The 19,193-nt window shown below is 65.1% G+C and carries 17 protein-coding genes; 8 read left to right on the forward strand and 9 right to left on the reverse strand.

Annotation, left to right across the window (positions count from 1 at the left end):
* The first annotated feature begins 90 nt into the window (after positions 1-90).
* Positions 91-1,014 (forward strand): branched-chain amino acid transaminase, encoded by a 924-nt coding sequence (locus G3446_RS10080; RefSeq protein ID WP_164452706.1) that lies wholly within the window; start codon positions 91-93, stop codon positions 1,012-1,014.
* A gap of 59 nt (positions 1,015-1,073) precedes the next feature.
* The gene (locus tag G3446_RS10085; RefSeq protein WP_164452707.1) at positions 1,074-1,268 is read left to right on the forward strand and encodes a zinc-finger domain-containing protein; all 195 of its coding nucleotides are present in this window, start codon (positions 1,074-1,076) and stop codon (positions 1,266-1,268) included.
* 458 nt (positions 1,269-1,726) lie between these two features.
* On the opposite strand, the gene G3446_RS10090 is transcribed toward G3446_RS10085, so the two are convergent.
* Positions 1,727-2,710 carry an MBL fold metallo-hydrolase gene (locus G3446_RS10090; RefSeq protein ID WP_164452708.1) on the reverse strand — a complete coding sequence of 328 codons (984 nt, stop codon included), beginning with the start codon at positions 2,708-2,710 and terminating at the stop codon, positions 1,727-1,729.
* 495 nt (positions 2,711-3,205) lie between these two features.
* On the opposite strand from G3446_RS10090, the gene G3446_RS10095 reads away from it, so the two are divergent.
* Positions 3,206-3,994, forward strand: a complete 789-nt coding sequence (locus G3446_RS10095) for a DUF2189 domain-containing protein (protein WP_164452709.1) — start codon at positions 3,206-3,208, stop codon at positions 3,992-3,994.
* A gap of 76 nt (positions 3,995-4,070) precedes the next feature.
* Here G3446_RS10095 and G3446_RS10100 read toward each other — a convergent pair whose 3' ends face one another.
* The 8 genes from G3446_RS10100 to G3446_RS10135 all read right to left on the reverse strand — a co-directional run bounded on the left by G3446_RS10100 (position 4,071) and on the right by G3446_RS10135 (position 10,526).
* Positions 4,071-4,736, reverse strand: a complete 666-nt coding sequence (locus tag G3446_RS10100) for a sulfotransferase family 2 domain-containing protein (protein ID WP_164452710.1) — start codon at positions 4,734-4,736, stop codon at positions 4,071-4,073.
* 139 nt (positions 4,737-4,875) lie between these two features.
* Complete coding sequence (gene xerC, locus G3446_RS10105) at positions 4,876-5,859, reverse strand: tyrosine recombinase XerC (RefSeq protein ID WP_164452711.1); 984 nt, start codon at positions 5,857-5,859, stop codon at positions 4,876-4,878.
* Positions 5,860-5,869: 10 nt separating this feature from the next.
* Positions 5,870-6,571, reverse strand: a complete 702-nt coding sequence (locus G3446_RS10110) for a DUF484 family protein (RefSeq protein ID WP_164452712.1) — start codon at positions 6,569-6,571, stop codon at positions 5,870-5,872.
* A 10-nt stretch (positions 6,572-6,581) separates the two neighbouring features.
* The gene (gene dapF, locus G3446_RS10115) at positions 6,582-7,412 is read right to left on the reverse strand and encodes a diaminopimelate epimerase (protein ID WP_164452713.1); all 831 of its coding nucleotides are present in this window, start codon (positions 7,410-7,412) and stop codon (positions 6,582-6,584) included.
* A gap of 40 nt (positions 7,413-7,452) precedes the next feature.
* On the reverse strand, positions 7,453-8,127 hold the full coding sequence (locus tag G3446_RS10120) for a class I SAM-dependent methyltransferase (RefSeq protein WP_164452714.1): 675 nt from the start codon (positions 8,125-8,127) through the stop codon (positions 7,453-7,455).
* On the reverse strand, positions 8,124-9,371 hold the full coding sequence (gene lysA / locus G3446_RS10125; protein ID WP_164452715.1) for a diaminopimelate decarboxylase: 1,248 nt from the start codon (positions 9,369-9,371) through the stop codon (positions 8,124-8,126). Before lysA ends, G3446_RS10120 begins: the two co-directional genes overlap by 4 nt.
* 6 nt (positions 9,372-9,377) lie before the next feature.
* The gene (lptM, locus tag G3446_RS10130) at positions 9,378-9,590 is read right to left on the reverse strand and encodes an LPS translocon maturation chaperone LptM (RefSeq protein ID WP_164452716.1); all 213 of its coding nucleotides are present in this window, start codon (positions 9,588-9,590) and stop codon (positions 9,378-9,380) included.
* Between the two features lie 111 nt (positions 9,591-9,701).
* Positions 9,702-10,526 carry an META domain-containing protein gene (locus tag G3446_RS10135; protein ID WP_164452717.1) on the reverse strand — a complete coding sequence of 275 codons (825 nt, stop codon included), beginning with the start codon at positions 10,524-10,526 and terminating at the stop codon, positions 9,702-9,704.
* Between the two features lie 217 nt (positions 10,527-10,743).
* Between G3446_RS10135 and G3446_RS10140 the strand changes: the two genes are divergently transcribed.
* The 5 genes from G3446_RS10140 (at position 10,744) to G3446_RS10160 (ending at position 18,951) form a co-directional block, all read left to right on the forward strand.
* Positions 10,744-14,838 (forward strand): rhamnan synthesis F family protein, encoded by a 4,095-nt coding sequence (locus G3446_RS10140; RefSeq protein WP_164452718.1) that lies wholly within the window; start codon positions 10,744-10,746, stop codon positions 14,836-14,838.
* Positions 14,831-15,811 carry a glycosyltransferase family 2 protein gene (locus G3446_RS10145; protein ID WP_209262339.1) on the forward strand — a complete coding sequence of 327 codons (981 nt, stop codon included), beginning with the start codon at positions 14,831-14,833 and terminating at the stop codon, positions 15,809-15,811. Before G3446_RS10140 ends, G3446_RS10145 begins: the two co-directional genes overlap by 8 nt.
* Before the next feature lie 205 nt (positions 15,812-16,016).
* Entirely contained in the window at positions 16,017-16,979 is a 963-nt protein-coding gene (locus G3446_RS10150; protein ID WP_164452724.1) for a TolC family protein, read from the forward strand.
* Positions 16,980-17,747, forward strand: a complete 768-nt coding sequence (locus G3446_RS10155) for an efflux RND transporter periplasmic adaptor subunit (protein ID WP_164452720.1) — start codon at positions 16,980-16,982, stop codon at positions 17,745-17,747.
* A gap of 70 nt (positions 17,748-17,817) precedes the next feature.
* On the forward strand, positions 17,818-18,951 hold the full coding sequence (locus G3446_RS10160; RefSeq protein ID WP_164452721.1) for a DegT/DnrJ/EryC1/StrS family aminotransferase: 1,134 nt from the start codon (positions 17,818-17,820) through the stop codon (positions 18,949-18,951).
* Positions 18,952-19,193 lie beyond the last annotated feature (242 nt).

Raw genomic sequence — 19,193 nt, forward strand, 5'->3', positions numbered from 1 at the left:
GGTAACGCAAGCAGCGGCTGACGCAGGCACGCGGTACTTTCGAATTCAATCGGGATCGGGGCAAGGTCCCGACCTTTGCGGAGTTGAAACATGGCGACGATGGCAGACCGTGATGGCCTGATCTGGCTGGACGGTGAGATGGTGCCTTGGCGTGAGGCCAAGACGCATGTGTTGACCCATACCCTGCACTACGGCATGGGCGTCTTTGAAGGGGTCCGGGCCTACAAGACGCCGCAGGGCGCTGCCATCTTCCGGCTCGAAGAGCATACGGATCGCCTCTTCAACTCGGCGCATATTCTCGGGATGAATATCCCCTGGGACCGCGAGACGCTGAACCGGGCCCAGCGCGATGTCGTGCGCGAGAACCAGCTGGATTCGGCCTACATCCGCCCGATGTGCTTCTATGGTGCCGAAGGAATGGGGCTGCGCGCGGACAACCTCGACGTTCACTGCATGGTGGCCGCCTGGTCTTGGGGCGCCTACCTCGGCGAGGACAATATTCGCAACGGCATCCGCATCAAGGTCTCGTCCTTCACCCGGCACCACGTCAACATCACCATGTGCCGGGCCAAGGCCAACGGCAACTACATGAACTCCATGATGGCGCTCCAGGAGGCCTTGCGCGACGGCTATGACGAGGCGCTGCTCCTGGATACGTCCGGGTATGTGATGGAGGGGAGCGGCGAGAACGTCTTCATCGTGCGTGACGGCGTCCTCTACACGCCGGACCTGACCTCGGCGCTGGACGGCATCACCCGCCGCACCGTCATGACCCTGTGCGACGAGCTTGGCCTCAAGGTCGTGGAGAAGCGCATCACCCGCGACGAGGTCTACATCGCCGACGAGGCCTTCTTCACCGGGACCGCCGCCGAGGTGACGCCGATCCGCGAGGTCGACGGGCGGGCGATCGGCAGCGGTACCCGTGGTCCGATCACGGAGCGGCTGCAGAGCCTCTATTTCGACCAGGTCCACGGCCGTCGCGACCAGCACCCCGAGTGGCTCAGCCTGGTCTGATGCCCTCGGGCTCTCCAAGTTTTCGATATCGCAAGATTGTGGAGTAGGGAGGAGTCAAGATGTCAGAGGCCGCAGCCGCCCAGACCCAAGAGGCACCCATCCAAGTCAGCCGCAAGGATCTGCCGCTCTCGTGCCCCATGCCCGGAGCCCCGCTCTGGAACATGCATCCGCGCGTCTATCTGCCGATCGAGGATGAGCCGACGAAGGAAGCGACCTGCCCCTATTGCGGCGCGCACTATGTCTTGAAGGACTGAGCACAGCGCGGAGCGTCTTCGTAGGGTGGGCGAGCAAGAGAGACTGTGAGAGTCATCCAAGCGCACCGCGAAGATCGCAGATTGGTGTAGGTTGGGCCGACGCAGGAGGCCCAACAATCAAAGCGTTGGGCTAGCCGCCATGTTGGGCTTCGTACCTCAGCCCAACCTACGCAGAATTTCTTCACAGTCTCAAGAGCGAAGTCCACCAGAGCCCCGCGCTATTGGTGGACTGCGCTGCGCTTGTCCACCCTACGCGAGATAGTTGGTCGAACGACGATGGAGGCGGTCACCCTTCATCGCGATATGAGCAATCGAGCTGCAAAAAGCGCAAGATCTTTCAATGTCTTGCGTCGCCTTTTGTCCACGTTCGGGGGGGCGAAGGACGCGCATCGGTCAACCTGCTGTCTTTCTTCGCATCCTTTGAGCCTTTGCGGCTCAAACAACCCGCCCCCGGTCGCTCAGCTCGCGGCGCGCTTCTCGCGACGTCTTAGCCAAACCTCCAGGCCTTGTGCATTCAGCTCGGTATCCACGGCGAGCAGCTCCTGGATGTGCGTGTCTTCCAGGTCGACCCCGCACGCGCGGGCGCTCTCCGTCAAATGATCCGTAACGGCCGCCTTTAGACGCGTCTGGCGTTGGTCGTCGGCCTTGCCCTCCTCGGCCAAGGCAAGCTCGGCGAGGTTGCGGATGCTCTGGCGCAGGTCGTCGACGAGCCTGGCCGGGCGGTCGACGCGGCCGAAGTGCGTCAGGTACATGGCCTCGGGCTCATAGGCCATCAGCTTGTCCAGACTGCTTTGCCATGATTCCGGATCGAAGGCAACGGGCGTCGTGGGCGCGAACAGCCAAGGTCCTTTTGGCGTGTCGAATTCCCGGTAGGCGATGCCAAAGGTGTCTCCGGTAAAGAAGCCCTTGGTCTGTGCGTCGAAGATGCAGCCGTGGTGGTTGGCGTGCCCAGGGGTATCGAGGAAGGTCAGGAGACGGCCGTTGAGGTCGAAGGTCTGACCGTCCTCGGCGAGGATCACCCGATCTTCAGGCACCGGCACCAGCTCTCCGAAATCCTTCGCGAACCCCTCTTCACCATAAACGGCCGTTGCGCCTGCGATCAGCTTGCTGGGATCGATCATGTGCGGCGCCCCCTTGGGATGGACCACGAGGCGGGCGCTCGGGCAGGCCCGCATCAGATTTCCCGAGCCGCCGGCATGGTCGAGGTGGACGTGCGTCGGCATGACGAAATCCACGTGCGCCGGGGTCAGTCCGAGTGCCTCGATGACGCCGAGCAGGCCGGGGAAGGTCTTGGCCGTCCCCGTATCGACGAAGGCCAGGCGGTCTCCGGACCGCAGGAGATAACAGGCGGCGAGGCCGTGGCGATAGAGGCCGGTCTCGATACAGAAGATGCCGTCGGCAATCTCTTTGAAAGGGGCGTGGGATATTCTGGCATGGGTCATGCTGTGGGGCTCCGGGCAGTGGGCAGGGCCCCGGTTGGGGCGCTTGGTTGTCGCTCGATCCTCGGTCGGGGGGAGCCTGGCGACGCCCCTCGCCGCATTGGCCGCTGCGTCTTCGAAACGAGACGCGAAGTCTAAACGATGGGCGTCGGCCTGAGCAGGTGGGGCGCGAGCGAAGCGCCCGCGCGCGGCTGTCGCTCGATGTGGTCATAGAAGATCCGCATACTCAAGATTTGCAAAAGCCCTTGTTTCTCTTGCGCGCGCGTCGAAAGTAAGGGATGTTTGAGCGCTGGTGCCGCGGTGAGCGCGTTGAGGCTCGTCCTCTGCAGCACCAGCTTTTCGGCGTCCTGATCCACCGATAATGGTGAGCCCGAGCCCAGCCTCGCTCGGCGCGACAAAACAATTGGCACAGGACACAATGGCGTGCTCGCCCGGCTCGACGGGCCTGATCGCCGCTTGCTCGGTTCAAAATACAAGCATTCTTAGGAGGATTTCGCGATGCAGCAGACCGCGACTGCCGGCCGTATCGATCCGGCGGATGTCTTACCCGTCGGCACCATTCAACTGGAGCACCCCTGGACCTGGCTTCGGAAGGGCTGGGACGACATCTTGGCCGCCCCGGGGTTCAGCTTGACCTATGGCTTTGGGATCGCCTTGCTGAGCGTGACCATGACGGCCTTGATGATCTTCGGGAAGATGACCTTCATCGTTCCCTTTCTGATCGCTGGCTTCTTTCTCATGGCCCCCCTGATGGCCATCGGGCTCTACCAGATGAGCGCGCATCTCGAGCGTGGAGAATCGCTCGAGCGCTGCCAGGCACTCGAGGCGTTCAAGCGCAATCACGGCCAGCTCGGCATCTTTACCGGCATCCTCTTCGTCATCCTCCAGGCATGGCTGCTGACCTCGGTCGTGCTCGTCGTGCTCCTGTTCAACGATCCCTTCCCGACCTTCGAGCGATTCGTGCCGGTTGTCTTTCTGTCCGGCGAGCACAACCTCGTCCTGCTTGCCGTGACCCTGGTCGGCGCGGCCTTCGCGGCCTTTGTCTTCTGCATCAGCGCCATCACCGTGCCTCTGCTGACGGATCGGCATGTGGACGCCGTGACGGCGATGCGGACCAGCATGCGCGCCGTCATCGCGAACGCGCGCCCGATGGCGCTCTGGGCCGCGCTCATCGTCTTCATCGTGGGTGCCGGTCTGGTGACCTTCTATGTCGGACTCTTCCTCGCCATTCCCCTGGTCGGTCACGCCAGCTGGCACGCCTACCGCGATCTCGTCCCGCGCGCCTAGTCTCGGCGCCGTCTCGCGCTGCGAGACTCACCGATCCTGGGAGTGTCGGCCTCCAGGTCGACACTCCCTGCTGGCGTCAGTCGGTCGGATCGAACCCGTATCCCAGCATCGCGATATCGCGCGCAAAGTGGTCAGCGACCAGCGCCGCCGTGGCGTCCGTGTAGTAGCTTCGATAGTCCTTCTGGCGGTCTTTGGCCTGCCGGGCGTGGGGTAGCGCCGGGGCCTGGATCCCGATGCGTGCGCAGATCTCCGCGAAGTCGGGTTGCAGTCGCTCGTAACGGCCGATGTAGTCGACGACGAGCTCGCCGCTCAAGTCGATGAGGTAGTCCGTCTGAAGGGTAATGGACGTGTCGACGTGGTACTGGTAGGGGCGATCGGGGTCGAGCTTCCAGCGTAGGAACGCCTCGAAAGTCTCGTGACCTCCCAGATAGTGCGGGCGCTCGCGCCGGATGTGATGAAAGGAGCTGACCTGCAGGTCCCAGGGATTGCGGACGAAGGCGAACTTGAAGAGGCCCTTGAAATATTCCCTGGGCAGCAGCTCCTTGGCGGCCACGACCTTGGCGTGACGCGGCAGCTTGCTGGCGATGCGGTGCCCGCTCAGGTGACTGAGCCGACTGCACAGAAACATGGGGTAGTACCAGGGGTCGCGCCAGCGCAGGCGCTCGAGTGCGGCGCGCACGCTGGTCCCGCCGGTCTTGGCGATGTGGACGAATAGGAATTGGTATTTGGGAGAGAGCAGCACGAGATGGTGACTCTGATGTGTGGGGCGATATTGCGGCGCGGCGCCGGGTGATCGGCATCTGCGCCAGGCGGCGCGGCCGACTTTCAAGCGCCCTCGGCGGCTCGGCCTGCGTCGGCGCTTCGCAGCTCAAGGCCTTCTTCTACTTCGGTTCCTGCTCGTCGCTTGGCTGCTCTGCCCCAGTCGCTTCTCGAGACCGGCTTTCAGGTGCCTGGGCACGCTTGCCCTGCTTTCTCGCCCTTGGATGCGCCTGGTCGTAGACCTGGGCCAGGTGCTGAAAGTCGAGATGGGTGTAGATCTGCGTGGTGCCGATGTCGGCATGGCCGAGCAGCTCCTGAACGGCGCGCAGGTCTCCTGAAGACTCCAGGAGGTGCGTGGCGAAGCTGTGCCGCAACTGGTGCGGATGGAGCTTCTGGCCGGCGCCCTGCTGCGCTGCCCAGTGCGTCAGGCGTTGCTGCACCGTGCGCTGGTGAATGCGGCTCCCGCGGCTGCTGACGAAGAGGGCGGGCTCATCGAGCGTTGCCAGCAGTCCGCGTACCTGAAGCCAGCGACCGATGGCCTCGCGCGCCTTGCGTCCGACCGGAACGCGGCGGGTCTTGGCGCCCTTGCCGACCACCGAGAGCTCGCCGTCAGCCATGTCGATGTCGCCCAGGTTGACCGAGACCAGCTCCGCAAGCCGCAGCCCGGAGGAGTAGAAGAGCTCGATCATGGCCGTGTCGCGGATGACGAGGGGATCGTCCTCGCCGCGTTCGAGCATGGCGCATAGCTGATCGGCTTCCAGGGTTGCGGGAAGCTTGCGTGGACTCTTGGGCGCACGCACGCCGATGGCCGGATTGGACTTGGCGCGACCCTCACGCAGCAGCCAGCGGTAGTAGCTGCGTAGACTGGAGAGCTCGCGCTGGAGGGTCTTGCCGGAGGCGCCGTTGCGGTGTCGCCAGGCGACGTAGAGGCGCACGGCCTGCTCGTCGAGCCGATCGAGCCGGTCGTTTCCGTGCTCGCTCGTCCAAGTCGCCATGCGCTCGAGATCGCGGCGGTAATTCTTGGACGTGTGCTCGGATAGCCTGCGCTCGTGCGCCAGGTGCGTGATGAAGGGCTCGATCAGATCCTGTGCAACCCGATCGCTCATGACGGCGCGATCAGTACTGGCTGCATTGCTCCAGCGGGATGCTTCTGAGCTTGTGACTGACGATCTCGCCGAGGCGATCGAGGAAGTCGGTGCCCATGTCCGGATGGAAGCGCTCCGGATCCTCGCTGCCGATCGCCAGCACGCCCGCCTTGCCGTCGGCATTGATGGGCACCAGGGCGGCCGCCCGGACGCTGACACCCGTGTCGCCGAAGAGCATCAGGGCCTTGGTCTCGTCCAGAGGTCCGCACAGCGTGCGCTCGCGATCGATGAATTCGCGGAAGGCGCGCGTCAGCGGGTCTTCCTGTCCATCCGCGTCGGTGCCGAGCGGGAACAGCCTGAAAGTCACTGTTTCGGCCCGAAACTCGCGAAGCATGGCCTCGCGCAGGAGTGCGCAGAGATGCTCTGCGTCCTTGACCGACATCAAATGCAGTGTGAGCCTGTGCAAGCGGGTGGCAAGCCCTTCGTACTCGCGGGCGCGGGAAATCAGATGCGCCAGCCGGCCGCGCTCGGATTCGAGCTGTTTGCGCAAGACGCGCATCTGTTGCTCGATCAGGGAGACGGCACCAGCTCCCACAAGATGGGGGACTTGAATGGCGGCCAAGATGTCGGTGTTGCGAGTGAAGAAGTCTGGATGATCGATCAGGTACTCTGCCACGCGCTTTTCGAGGTCTGGGTCCTCGGTTGTGGTTTGCTCGACCTGCGGACTGTTCACGATACTCCCCTCATCGCTCGATCTCCCCCTGGAATACAGGTGTTGCCGGACCCGTCATCCAGACGCTGTGGGCCGGACCCGCCCACTCTATCACAAGATCGCCGCCCGGAAGGCTGACCCGCGTGGGGCTGCTCAGGTGCCCCCGCAGCTGGCCGCTGACGACTGCCGCGCAGGCCCCTGTTCCGCAGGCGAGCGTCTCTCCCGCGCCCCGCTCGTAGACCCGGAGCCGGACTTGATTGGGCGACAGAATCTGCATGAAGCCGACGTTGACGCGCTGCGGGAAGCGTGGATGCGACGCGAGCAGCGGACCCAGCTCCGCGACTGGCGCTCTGTCCAGGTCGTCGACGATGAGCACGGCATGGGGGTTGCCCATGGAGATTGCGCCGATCGTCAGTGCCCGATCGGCGACCTCGATCGCATAGGTGTCGGCTTCCGCCTCGGCGAGAAACGGAATGCGCTCTGGCTGCAGCTCTGGGCATCCCATGTCCACCCGAACCTGGCCGTCCGGCTCCACGTGAAGCCTGATCCGGCCGGCAGCGGTGCCGACCGGGATCTCGTCCTTGTCGGTGAGGCCCTGGTCACGCACGAAGCGCGCGAAGCAGCGCGCGCCGTTGCCGCACTGCTCGACCTCGGAGCCGTCGGCGTTGAAGATTCGATAATGGAAGTCCGTTCCGGGGAGCCGCGGTGGCTCGACGAGGAGGAGCTGATCGCAGCCGATCCCGAACCTGCGGTCGGCATAGTGCCGAATGATCTCGGGCGTCAGCTCGACACGCTGGCGAATGGCGTCGAAGACGACGAAGTCGTTGCCGAGGCCTTGCATCTTGGTGAAACGCAGCTTCATTGGCCTGTCCTGATCAGACGTCCGGGCGGCGCGCTCCGCATCATTCCGGCAGTCGCCCCATGACGGCGAGGTGGCGGTCGCTGACCACATTGACCTCGAGCGCCCCATCCAATCCGGCCGCGACGAGCTGCTCGGTCACCTCCGCGGGCTCGAAGGCGGCGAAGAGCGAGTTGCGGAAGTCCGTGCGCAGCACCTCAGACTCGTTTCGCGCGTAGGTCTCGACCAGGGCCTCGGCCCAGCCGGCGGAGGCGGGCCGCATGAGGTCCATGACGAGGACGGTCGCGCCGGGCTTCGCGGTCTCCCGGACGGTCCGCCAGAGCACCTGGGGGTCGTGCAGGTGGTGCAGCAGGCTGTTGGAGAGGACGAGGTCGTAGTGGGCCTGCGGCAGCTGCGCGGATGGAATGACGTCGCAGACCAGGCGGCAGCGCGGTGCGATGCCCGGCAGCCGGTCCAGCTCGGATTGGGCAAGATCCAGCATCGGCTGCGAGCCGTCCAGCGCATCGCAGCTTGCCTTGGGATAGGCGCGCAGGAAGCGGATGACGATGTCGGCTGGGCCGCAGCCAAGATCGAGCGCGCATGCCCCGTCCAGCGGTCCAGGGCCTAGGCGTTTCAGCAGATCCATGAAGAGCGTGTTGGACGCATTGAAGTCGGCGGACGCATAGGCGGCCGCCTGTTCGTCCGTGTCCATCAGCTCGGGCTCGAGGCGGCGCTTCATGGCAGGTGGTGCTCGCCGGCAAAGAGACTCGCGACGGTCTCGCGCTCGCGGACCAGATAGGCCTGATCGCCGTCGACCATGACCTCGGCGGCGCGTGGGCGGCTGTTGTAGTTGGAGCTCATGGTGAAGCCATAGGCACCGCTGCCGCGTACGGCGAGGAGGTCGCCCTCGTTGAGCGCGAGCGTGCGGTCCTTCCCCAGGAAGTCTCCAGTCTCGCAGACAGGTCCGACCAGGTCGTAGCGCAGCGGGTCCGCGTCGGTCTCCTGAACGACACGGACGATGTCCTGGCTGGCCTGATAGAGGGCAGGGCGCAGCAGGTCGTTCATGGCGGCGTCCAGAATCGCGAAATGGCGATGGTCGTTGCTCTTGAGATACTCGACCCGCGTCAAGAGGATGCCGGCGTTGCCGGCGATAGCACGTCCAGGCTCGAGAATGACCTCGTAGGGACGCTCGGCCAGCTGATAGCTCATGGCGGCGGCATAGGCCGCCGGCTCCGGCGGGTGCTCCTCGCGGTAGCGGATGCCCAGTCCGCCGCCCAAATCCAGGTGCTGGATGTGGATGCCGGAGGCGCAGAGCTGGTCCGCGAGCTTGAGCACGCGGCCCAGTGCGTCGATGAAGGGCGCGAGATCCGTGAGCTGAGAGCCGATGTGGCAGTCGACGCCCAGAATACGCAGGTTGGGCATGGCGGCGGCCAGGCGGTAGACCGACTCGGCCGAATGGATGTCGATACCGAACTTGTTCTCTCTGAGCCCGGTGGCGATGTAGGGGTGCGTCTGGGCGTCGACGTCCGGGTTCACGCGCAACGAGATGGGTGCGCGCAAACCCATCTCGCCGGCGATGCGGTCGATGTGGACCAGCTCGGGCTCGGACTCCACGTTGAAGCAGCGGATGCCGACCTCCAGCGCCCGGCGAATCTCCTCCGCGCGCTTGCCCACGCCGGAAAAGACCACCTTGCTCGGGTCGCCGCCCGCCGCCAGCACCCGCTCGAGCTCGCCGACCGAGACGATGTCGAATCCCGAGCCCAGGCGGGCCAGCAGGTTCAGCACCGCAAGGTTGGAGTTGGCCTTGACGGCGAAGCAGATGAGATGGGGGTGGCTCTTGAAGGCGCGATCGAAGGCGCGCCAGTGGCGCTCTAGCGTCGCTCGGGAGTAGACGTAGCAGGGCGTGCCAAAGCGCTTGGCGATCTCTGGAAGGGGCACATCCTCTGCGTGGATGACACCGTCGCGGTCGTTGAAGTAATCCATAGGCGGCTAGGACGAGGCTTGTGGAGTTTGAGGGGCGCCATCGTCGACCCGGCCGCCGGATGTGGGGACGTCCGGGACGTCCTGGCCATTCGCGGTTGGCGTCGCCTCAGGCTGTTCGGGGAGGTAGAGGTCCCCCTTCTGACCGCAGGCATTGAGCATGCTCAGGACACCGAGCGCGACGACGATGAGGATGAAGAGCGTTCTGGCCCAGCAGAGCATGTGGCGCCTCGGAGCAGGAGATGATCCAAGCGCGCAAGTATACATTTCCCGTCGAGGATTGGCCGAGACCGACCGGGTTCGCGTGGCTCGATCACCGCAAGGCGATGCGGCTCAAGGCGTGGTCCGCCGCGACGAGGCCGCCTCTGCGACGAAGCGCGCTGTCGGTCTTCCGCTCGCGTCCAGGAGCGTCAGCTCCAGGCCCTCTAGCCGGTAGCCGGCAGTTCGGGTCAAGGCTGCGGCATAGCGCTGCGCCTGCTCGGCGCGCTCGGGCCCGCCCCGGCAGGCCATGCGGGTCGTCGCGATGGGGCCGATGCTCAGCGCACCGTCCTCCAGGGTGTAGCCGCTCATGTAGCGATTGCACCCGTCTTGGCCGCCGAGCCGGCCCTCGCCATCCAGCTCCAGGGTGATTCCGGAGCCCGAGATCGGCGCGGCCAATGCGGCGCTGCCGTCGTCATAGCCCCTCAGCCGCCAGGTGCGCTCGGTCAGGGGTGTCGCCCGGGGCAGGCTGAAGCGCAAGAGGACCGCGCCGGCGCTGTCGCGCAGCTCCAGGCTAGGGCCATTGCGGTAGACGGTCGCGACTTGACGCAAGGCCCGGATGACGGCCTTTTCCTGCGCCATGAGTGGAGGCGGGCATCCCATCTGGGTGGCGGCGAGCCCCTTGCCGAGGGTGAGGATCGAGCCGTCGAGCGTATAGGACCCTGTGATGCGGTTGCAGCCGGTGTTTCCCGACAGCTGTCCGCCTTGGAACGAGAAGCGCGGTGGCCGCGACTTCGGCGATACCTTGGTGAGCCCGTCCGCTCTACGGTAGCTCGTCAATGTCCACCGCAGTCCTTCCAGCGCGGGCGCGGGCCCTTTCTCCGGCTCGGTCGCGCTTGCGACAGGCGCGAGCGTCAGCGCGAGCATCAAGGTCGCGAGGATCGTGTATAGGCGTTGCATGCGTGCTCTCCTGAGAGTTGGGTGCCCGAGGATCGGCGAGGCCGAGTGCTTGCATCCTAGCCTGCTCCGACCGCTCGATTTCCAAGGAAGGCTAGCCAGGCTGCGTCTCTCGGGCATCGGGCGGCGGACCCTGCCGTTAGCTTAGGGCGGTGCCTCCTTGGTTGCCAAATGTCAGTCGTGCTCTAGAATTGCGGCCTTTTTCCGGGTTGTGATACCGATGCAAGACGCTAGGAGCGCCGGTCCGCTGGTCTCGATCATCGTTCGCACCAAGGATCGGCGCGACACCCTGCGCTTCGCCCTGGATGCTTGCGTCGCTCAAAGCTACCGGCCACTGGAGATCGTGCTCGTCAACGACGGTGGCTGCGATGTCGCCGATCTGCTGGCTCCGCTCGAGTGCCAGGCCGGCCTTCGAATCCAGCACCTGGTCCACGCCTCCAGCGCGGGCCGCTGTCGCGCGGGGAACGCCGGTCTCGAGCGCGCCGACGGCGACTATCTCATCTTTCTGGATGACGACGATTGGCTCGAGCCCGAGCATATCGCCGCCCTGGTCGAGGCGCTCGGGTCGACGCCCGGCACCCTGGCCGCCTATGCCGGGGTGCGCTACTGCGAGTCGCCCGAGTCCGAGGCGATCGAGATCCTCAATGCGCCCTACGACCCGGTTGCGCAGCGGCTCGCGAATCAGATTCCCATCCATGCCGTGCTCTTCAGTCGTCGCCTGCGCGAGCTCGGCTGTCGGCTCGATCCGCAGCTCGACGTCTTCGAGGACTGGGATTTCTGGCTGCAATGCGCGGAGCACACGGACTTTCTGCACGTGAATCAAGTCTCGGCCGGCTATCGGGCCGGGGGGGCGTCTCAGGCCGGCTGGGGGCGGAGCGCGGAACAGGTCGCGCATGCGCGTCAGCAGCTGCTCGAGAAGTGGAAGCAGCGCTGGTCCGCCCAGCAGCTCGACGAGGCGCTGCGCCTGCCGCAGGAGCGGCTGGGCAAGGCGATGGAGGCCCATCGCGACCTCCACGAAGCGCATGAGGCCTTGCTCGCGGCGCATGAGCGTCTGGACCAGGATCACGCGAATCTCCATGCGGAGTTTGGTGCTCGCGACCAGGCCTACCGGATCACCTCGGCCGCATTGGAGGAGCTGCAGGGCAAGCACGCCGAGCTGATCTCAGGGCATCAGCGGCTCGACGCCGCGCACGCGACGCTCGAGAAGACCTGTCAGGATCTGCGCTTCGAGCTGGGTGAGCTCCAGGAGTCCTTCAAGCGGGTCGATTATCTCTATCGCGAGGCCTCGGAGGCCTATCGCGCCACGCTCGCCTCGACCAGCTGGCGCGTCACCGTCCCGATTCGCGCCCTGAGCAAGTCCGTCCAGCGCGTCAAGGCCGGCGGCCGGGCCATGCTGGGGCCGTTGCCGGTCCTTGTCGCGACGGCATCCGATGCTGCGCGCATCAGCGGCGGCTGGCGGCGGCTGGCGCTCAAGCTCCTGAAGCGGGTGCAGAGCGATGGTGTCGGCGGCTCGGCGCGGCGGGTGCGCTTTCACATGCAGCGCCGCGCGCCGAGCGCGATGCCGTCCGTCGTCATCGCTGAGAGTCCCCCTTACTGCCCGTCCGACATGCAAATGACGACGCTGCCGACGCTGCGCTGCGGCATTGTGGCGCATGTCTTTTTCGTCGACCTCTTTCCGGAGCTTTGCCGCTACCTGGCGCGGATGCCGGTGCCCTATCACCTAATGGTATCCGTCGCGACCGAGTCGGCACGCGAGGCCGTGCTCGCTCAGCGCGACCTGCTTGGCGAGAACGCCCATCTGACGGTGAAGGAGCTGCCGAACCGGGGGCGAGACATTGCGCCACTCGTGGCCGGTTTCCGAGACGAGATCGCCGAGCTGGATGTCATCGGGCACATCCATACCAAGAAGTCGACATACACCGGCTCGGCGCAGTTCGGCGAGGATTGGCGGCGCCATCTGCTGGATGCCTTGCTCGGCGATCCGCAGGCGGTGCGTGCCATGCTCGCGCAGTTCGCCGTGGATCCCTCGGTCGGCATCGTCTACCCGGAGACCTTCCCGGGACTGCCCTATTGGGCGCACACCTGGCTGTCGAATCGCGGGCATGCGGATGCCTTGCTCGACCGGCTCGGTTTTCAGGATATCGATTTCGGCCAGTACATCGACTATCCGGCAGGGTCCATGTTCTGGGCTCGGTCGGATGCGCTCAGACCCTTGCTCGATCTGGGGCTGACCACCGCCGATTTCCCGGAGGAGACGGGGCAGACCGACAGCACGCTGCATCACGCCATCGAGCGTTGTCTCGTCTTCTCGGCCCAGGCGGCCGGTCTTTCTCGGCGCCTCCAGTATCGCGAGCAAGGACGCCATTGCTTCCGGTCCTACAGCCCTTTCGTGCTGGGACAATATGCGCCGCAGGCGCTTGGCGAGCGGCTGCGGATGGGCTGCGCCGACGCGGCGATCGTTTCGTTCGACCTCTTCGATACGCTGATCCTGCGCCCCTTCGCTAGGCCGGATGCGGTCTTCTGGATGCTCGAGGAGAAGATCGCGCGGGATTTCGGCATCGCCGCTTTCGCGAGCAGGCGCCGTCAAACCGAGTCCATGCTCCGCGCGACGCTGGGGCCTGGGGAAGACGTCTCCGTCGAGGCCATCTATGGTGCCCTCGCGAAGCTGCTCGATCTGAGCGCGGAGACCGAAAAGGCGCTGTGCGCGCTCGAGGTCGCGACCGAGCAGGGCCTCTTTGCCGCGAGCCCGGTGGTCGCGCAGGCGCTCGCAGCCCTCAAGCAGGCGGGGCGGCGTCTCCTTCTGGTCTCGGACATGTACCTGGGCGAGGCCCATTTGCGGCCCGTCTTGAAGCGCCTCGGACTGGACGTTTTCGATCGGCTCTACGTCTCGGCGGATACCGGCTACCGCAAGGATCGGGGAGATGTCTGGGACTATCTGCTCGCTCAAGAGGGCCTCGCTCAAGGGGGCATGGAGAAGCCTCAGCTCCAGCACGTCGGCGACAACGAGCACTCGGACGTGCAGGTGCTGGTCGATCGCGGATTCACGCATCCGGTGCACGTCATGCGCCCGGCGGCGCTGCTGGGGGTCTTGCCGGGCGGCCAAGCCCTGATCGGCAACTATCGGGCGCGGCCATCTTGGCGCAACGAGCTTCTGCTTGGACTCACCGCCAACCGGGTCAATCGCCAGCTCACGACTAGCGCCGTTCCGAGCCATCAGCCCTTTGCCGATCCCAAGATCTTTGGCTATGCGATCGTTGGTCCGATCGTCTTCGTCTTCCTGGCCTGGCTGATCGGGCGCCTGCGCGACGATGGCGTTACCTCGGCACGCTTCCTCAGTCGCGAGGGCTGGCTGCTCGAGCAGGCCTATCGCATGATGCGGGCGCATCCGGCGCTGGCCGACATGGCCTCGGAGCTGCCCGAAGGGAGCTATCTCTACTGTGCCCGCAGTGTGGCTGGGCTTGCGGCAATCCGCGACGAGGTGGATCTCGATCTGCTGCTGACGGCGCATTATGACGGGACCCTGCGCCAGCTTCTCGGGGCGCGCTTCGGACTGCCAGATCTCGATGCCATCTCGGCGCGCCTCGGCGATCAGGCGCTCGATCAGGTCGTTCGGCTTCCAGAGGACGACTTCAAGGTCCGTGGTCTGTTGAAGCGCTGTCTGCCGGAGATCTTGGCGGCGGCGACGACACTCCGGCAGGCGGTGCGGGATTATTGGCGGGGCCTCGGCTCGGATGCCGACTCAAGACCGGCGATTATCGACATCGGCTACTCCGGCACCATCCAGCTGGCGCTGACGAAGGTGATCGAAGCGCCGCTCGCCGGCTACTATTTCGTCACCAACGCCTCCGCTGGCCGTGTGCTGGAGCAGGGTGGCGCCTGCGCCTCTTGCTTCGGTAACCTGTTGCCGCTCGAGCAGATGGATCAGGAGGCGATTCATCGTTACGCGCTGGTTCTGGAGGCGGTGCTGACCTCGCCGGAGGGACAGCTCGCGGGCTTCCAAAGGCGCGATGAAGGGCTGGTACCTGTCTTCAAGCCCGAGGGTCAGGCGCAGCGCAACTTCGCGGTCATTCGAGCGATCCACGACGGCGCCCTTGCGCTCTGCCGGGACTTGCTCGATGCGGCCGGACCCATGGCGCTCGACGGCGCTTGGGATCTTGAGGCGGTCTCCGCGCTGCTGCCGATGGTCGTGCACCGTCGGCTCGATATCGGTGCGCTCTCCGACTCCCTGGTGGTGGAAGACCAGTATTGCGGGAATCAGGAGCTAACTGTGTTGGAATTCTATGATCGCCAGCACGCCGTCGCGAATCGTGCCTGAGCCGCAGCGGCTGGCCACCGTGCGGCCGGCGACGGGACGGGTTGCCGTCATCATCGTCGACTACCGTGCCGGCGAGCTGCTGACGGCTTGCCTGGAGGGGCTGGCACGGCAGACGCGTCCGGCCGATCGGATCATCGTCGTCGACAATGGTGGCGCTGAATCCTCACTGCCCGAGCCTAGGGGATGTCCCCCGATCGAGCTCATTCATCCCGGCTACAACACAGGCTTCGCCGAAGGAAACAATCTGGCGCTCGCGCTCACGGTCGATTGCGACTGGGTCGCCCTGCTGAATCCGGACGCGGTTCCGGCTCCGGACTGGCTCGAGCAGCTCCTGCGTGCGTCAGGCCGCTACCCCGAGTCAGCAGCCTTCGGTAGCCGCATGTATTCGGACGATGCGCGCACCCGTCTCGATGGGAGCGGCGACGTCATGCATGTCTCCGGCTTGGTCTGGCGCCGCGATCACGGCCGGCCGGCCGAGGGGCGCCGCCTGCGTGCCGATGAGGTCTTTTCGCCCTGCGCGGCGGCGGCCTTGTACCGTAGAGAGCTGCTGGCCCGCCTCGGCGGATTCGACGAAGAGTTCTTCTGCTATACGGAGGACGTGGATCTGGGGTTTCGGATTCGTCTGGCCGGCTACGTCTGCCGCTATGTCCCCGATGCCCAGGTGGTTCATCAGGGCTCGGCGTTGACAGGGGTGCGCAGCGATTTCGCGCTCTACCATGGCCATCGCAACTTGCTCTGGGTCTTCGTCAAGAATATGCCGCTGCCGCTCTTGGTCATGCTCTTGCCGGTACACCTCCTCATGCATCTGGTCGTCGTGCTCCGCTACTTGCCGGACGGTCGCGCTGGCGTGCTCGTCAAGGCCAAGCGCGACGCACTGGCCGGGCTGGCACGCAATTGGCGCAAGCGCCGCGCCATCCAGCCGCAGCGCCGCGCCGGGGTGCTGAGCCTGTTGCGGGCGATGTCGTTGTGGTGATGATGGGTTTCGGTGGGGCCTCATCCGTGCTATATCCGCAGTTTCGTCCACAAGGCTGTACGGCTCTTCGTCTGCGCGACTTGGGGTCCATGTGGACTGCTCCTCGAACGATAAGGATGACATTGACCTCAAGGCCCTGATGAAGCCGGCTCTCGTGCGACTGTCCTCTCTTCCGCGATGCTCTGCTCTCCTGCGACTGCCCGTGATGATGGCGGTCGCGCTGGCGCTTGTCGCTGTTGCTAGCCCCGCGCTCGCCTTGCCGGATCCCCTGACCTTGGGGCTCGCGCTTCAGGAGCTGCGCCGGCAGCCGCGAGATGAGGGCGCCTTGGCCGCCGCCGATATGCCGCGACGTCCGTCCCTCTATCTGGATTGCCGTCAGCTCGCCTTCTCAAATAGCCAGTTTTCCGACGACAGGGCTTCGGTCTTGGACCGGATGCTGCTCGAGCCGCGCGCCGCTTGGCGTTTGGAGACCATCGAGCGCTTCTTCGATGTCTTGCTGGCCGATCTGAGCTTCACCACGGAGAGTGAAGCCATGGCGGTCGCCTATGTGCAATACGATCGGGCCTTGGCGCGGCAAGGGCTCGGCCAGCTCTCCGAGCTGCGGGTCTTGGAGCTGGAGGCGGTCTACCAGGATCTGCTGCATCGGCGCGTGGCGAGCCAGGCCAGCCAGCAGTTGACGCGGTCGCTGTTGGCTCAGGCCATCGGAGTGCCCGGAGAGCTGCCGCGGGATCTGGTCCCGCCGACACTTCCCGAGATCCCCGAGCAATTGCCCGCGCTCGAGGTCTGGACCGAGCAGGCGGAGCGTCATCAGTCCGAGACGGCCTTGGGAGAAGATCCCCGGGCCTCGAGCGGGGCGGGGAGTGGTGGCGCGACGCTGCTGCGGCGTGAGCGCCGGCAGCAGATCAACGAGCTGCTGCTGCGTTTGCGCGTCTTGGGTGCGGCGCAGCAGAGCGTCCAGGTCGAATCCGCCTGGCGCGACCTGAAGCTCGATCAGAGTCGCACGCTCTATGAGCTCGAGGTCACGGCCGACCTTGGGTATTCCATGAGCCAGCAGACACGGACACGCATGCGGGAGAAACGCGTCGCCTATTGCCGCGCGCTGGCTTGGGCCGAGCTGCATGAGCTGGTCGGTCGCCCATTTTGGACAACTGACACCGAGGGCCCCTAGATGCGCACTTGGCTGATGATTCCGCTGCTCCTCCTGACCATGGCTCCCGTCCATGCCGCGGAGGTGCTCAAGGGCTGGCTGGAGTGGGTTCACGAAGTCGAAATGCGGGTCGTCGAGAGTGGTGTCGTCGAGGACGTCGCCGTCAGTGCCGGCGAGCAGGTCAAGGAAGGGGATCTCTTGCTTCGCATGGATCAGCGTGAGGCCAGGGCCAAGCTCTTGGAGACCCGCGCTCGGGTCGCGCGCGCCCGCGTCGGCACCGAAAAGGCCCAGCGTGAGCTCGAGCGCAGCCGCGAGCTCTTCGATCGTGGCCTGATCGCCATCGAAGAGCTGAAGGACGCCGAGCTTTTGCAGGCCGCGGCCGTCGCGGAAGAAGAGGCAGCCAAGGCGGCCGAGGCGTCGGCTCAGGTCGCCTTGGAGCGGACCGAGCTGCGTGCGCCCTTCGATGGCATCGTCGTCGCGCGCAATGTTTGGAACGGCGCGGTCATCTATAAGACGCTCCAGCAGGAGCCCTTGATCGTCGTCGCGCCGAATCGGCGGATGCTGGCGCGCGCCCTGGTGACGGCCAATGTCCTGCGGCGCTATCGACCCGGGGACGAAGCTCGGGTCAAGGTGGGCGGCTCGATCCGCGCCGGCAGCGTCTATAGTCTGGGTGTCCAGGCGGTGCGGGTCGAGCTCGAGGGCGCCGTCTACTATCTAGATATTATCTTCGATGTGAAGGCGAACGAGGTGCTGCGCCCCTCCGAGACGGTGCAGATCCTGTCTCCCTGAGAGCGAATATCACTCCAAGTTCGAATTTAATTCCGAATCTGGCGGCTTCCTCGCCGCCAAGGCGAATTGCATGCAATTTATCGATTTGAAAGCACAGTATGAGCGGATCGAGTCGGAGGTCAGGGCTCGAATCGAGGCTGTCCTGCAGCACGGTCAGTTCATCATGGGGCCGGAGGTCGGAGAGCTCGAAGAGCGTCTCGCCGACTTCGTCGGCGTCCGACATTGCGTCGGCATGTCCAGCGGAACGGACGCACTGCTCGCCGCGATGATGGCGCTGGAGATCGGGCGGGGCGATGAGGTGATCACCACGCCCTTCACCTTTATCGCGACCGGCGAGATGATCGCGCTGCTCGGTGCCCGGCCCGTCTTCGTCGACATCGACCCCGTCACGTACAACATGGATCCGGCCAAGCTGGAAGACGCCATCACTGGGCGAGCCCGGGCCATCATGCCGGTCTCGCTCTATGGTCAGTGTGCCGACATGGACGCGATCAATGCGGTCGCGGAGCGTCATCACCTGCCGGTCATCGAAGATGCGGCACAGAGCTTCGGGGCGAGCTACAAGGGACGGCGCTCTTGCGGCCTGTCCAAGATCGGCTGCACGTCTTTCTTTCCGGCCAAGCCCCTGGGCGCCTATGGTGACGCTGGGGCCTGCTTCACGGACGACGATGCGCTCGCCAAGGCGTTGCGCGAGATTCGCAATCACGGCCAGGACCGGCGCTACCATCATCCGCGCATTGGCCTGAATGCGCGTCTGGACACCATGCAGGCAGCGGTGCTGTTGGCGAAGCTGGATATTTTTGGGGACGAAGTGGATGCTCGATCGAGACTTGGACGTCGTTACACCGAGCTGCTAACGGCGCGGGGAGCTGGCTCGACAGAGCTTGGAGGGGATGCCGTTCTGACGCCCTTCGTCCATCCGGACAATGTGTCGGTATTCGCCCAGTACACCCTACAGGTTCCAGACCGCGACAGTGTCGCGGAGAAGCTGAGCGCATCTGGCGTGCCCTCCGCAGTTCACTATCCGGTGCCTTTGAACGATCAGCCGGTTTTCCATGTCGGCCTTCCGGGCGAGGAGACACCCGTCGGCGCACGCGTCGCCCAGCGCGTGATCAGTTTGCCCATGCATCCGTATCTCACCGAGGAGACTCAGCTCAAGGTGGTCGATGCAGTCGCCGCCGCGACAGGGTTGGCAGGGTCTTAGTACCGACGCAAGGCGTCGACCACAGGGATGTCCTGATGCGTCATGCGAATCGGTGTGGGGCGAGTCTAAGCATCCCTGGACCAACCAGCAGCGGCCGCGCAGAGGTCGCCCGAGTCGAAAGTTGGAAGAAGGGCTTGACGCTGTTCTGAGGCGCTGTAGAATGCACGGCTCCTCAGGGAGCGGGGTTAGCCGGCTGTTTTGGGACGCGGGGATTTTGGTGTTCTGGCTGGCGGCTGATGAAA

The sequence above is a fragment of the Thiorhodococcus minor genome (assembly GCF_010820565.1).
In the GTDB taxonomy this organism is placed as follows: domain Bacteria; phylum Pseudomonadota; class Gammaproteobacteria; order Chromatiales; family Chromatiaceae; genus Thiorhodococcus; species Thiorhodococcus minor.

What these genes read in the sequence shown, in the direction of transcription:
- G3446_RS10080 (WP_164452706.1), top strand. Translation starts at nt 91, where the DNA reads ATGGCGACGATGGCAGACCGTGATGGCCTGATCTGGCTGGACGGTGAG.
- G3446_RS10085 (WP_164452707.1), top strand. Translation starts at nt 1,074, where the DNA reads ATGTCAGAGGCCGCAGCCGCCCAGACCCAAGAGGCACCCATCCAAGTC.
- G3446_RS10090 (WP_164452708.1), bottom strand. Translation starts at nt 2,710, where the DNA reads ATGACCCATGCCAGAATATCCCACGCCCCTTTCAAAGAGATTGCCGAC.
- G3446_RS10095 (WP_164452709.1), top strand. Translation starts at nt 3,206, where the DNA reads ATGCAGCAGACCGCGACTGCCGGCCGTATCGATCCGGCGGATGTCTTA.
- xerC (WP_164452711.1), bottom strand. Translation starts at nt 5,859, where the DNA reads ATGAGCGATCGGGTTGCACAGGATCTGATCGAGCCCTTCATCACGCAC.
- dapF (WP_164452713.1), bottom strand. Translation starts at nt 7,412, where the DNA reads ATGAAGCTGCGTTTCACCAAGATGCAAGGCCTCGGCAACGACTTCGTC.
- G3446_RS10120 (WP_164452714.1), bottom strand. Translation starts at nt 8,127, where the DNA reads ATGAAGCGCCGCCTCGAGCCCGAGCTGATGGACACGGACGAACAGGCG.
- lysA (WP_164452715.1), bottom strand. Translation starts at nt 9,371, where the DNA reads ATGGATTACTTCAACGACCGCGACGGTGTCATCCACGCAGAGGATGTG.
- lptM (WP_164452716.1), bottom strand. Translation starts at nt 9,590, where the DNA reads ATGCTCTGCTGGGCCAGAACGCTCTTCATCCTCATCGTCGTCGCGCTC.
- G3446_RS10135 (WP_164452717.1), bottom strand. Translation starts at nt 10,526, where the DNA reads ATGCAACGCCTATACACGATCCTCGCGACCTTGATGCTCGCGCTGACG.
- G3446_RS10140 (WP_164452718.1), top strand. Translation starts at nt 10,744, where the DNA reads ATGCAAGACGCTAGGAGCGCCGGTCCGCTGGTCTCGATCATCGTTCGC.
- G3446_RS10150 (WP_164452724.1), top strand. Translation starts at nt 16,017, where the DNA reads ATGATGGCGGTCGCGCTGGCGCTTGTCGCTGTTGCTAGCCCCGCGCTC.
- G3446_RS10155 (WP_164452720.1), top strand. Translation starts at nt 16,980, where the DNA reads ATGCGCACTTGGCTGATGATTCCGCTGCTCCTCCTGACCATGGCTCCC.
- G3446_RS10160 (WP_164452721.1), top strand. Translation starts at nt 17,818, where the DNA reads ATGCAATTTATCGATTTGAAAGCACAGTATGAGCGGATCGAGTCGGAG.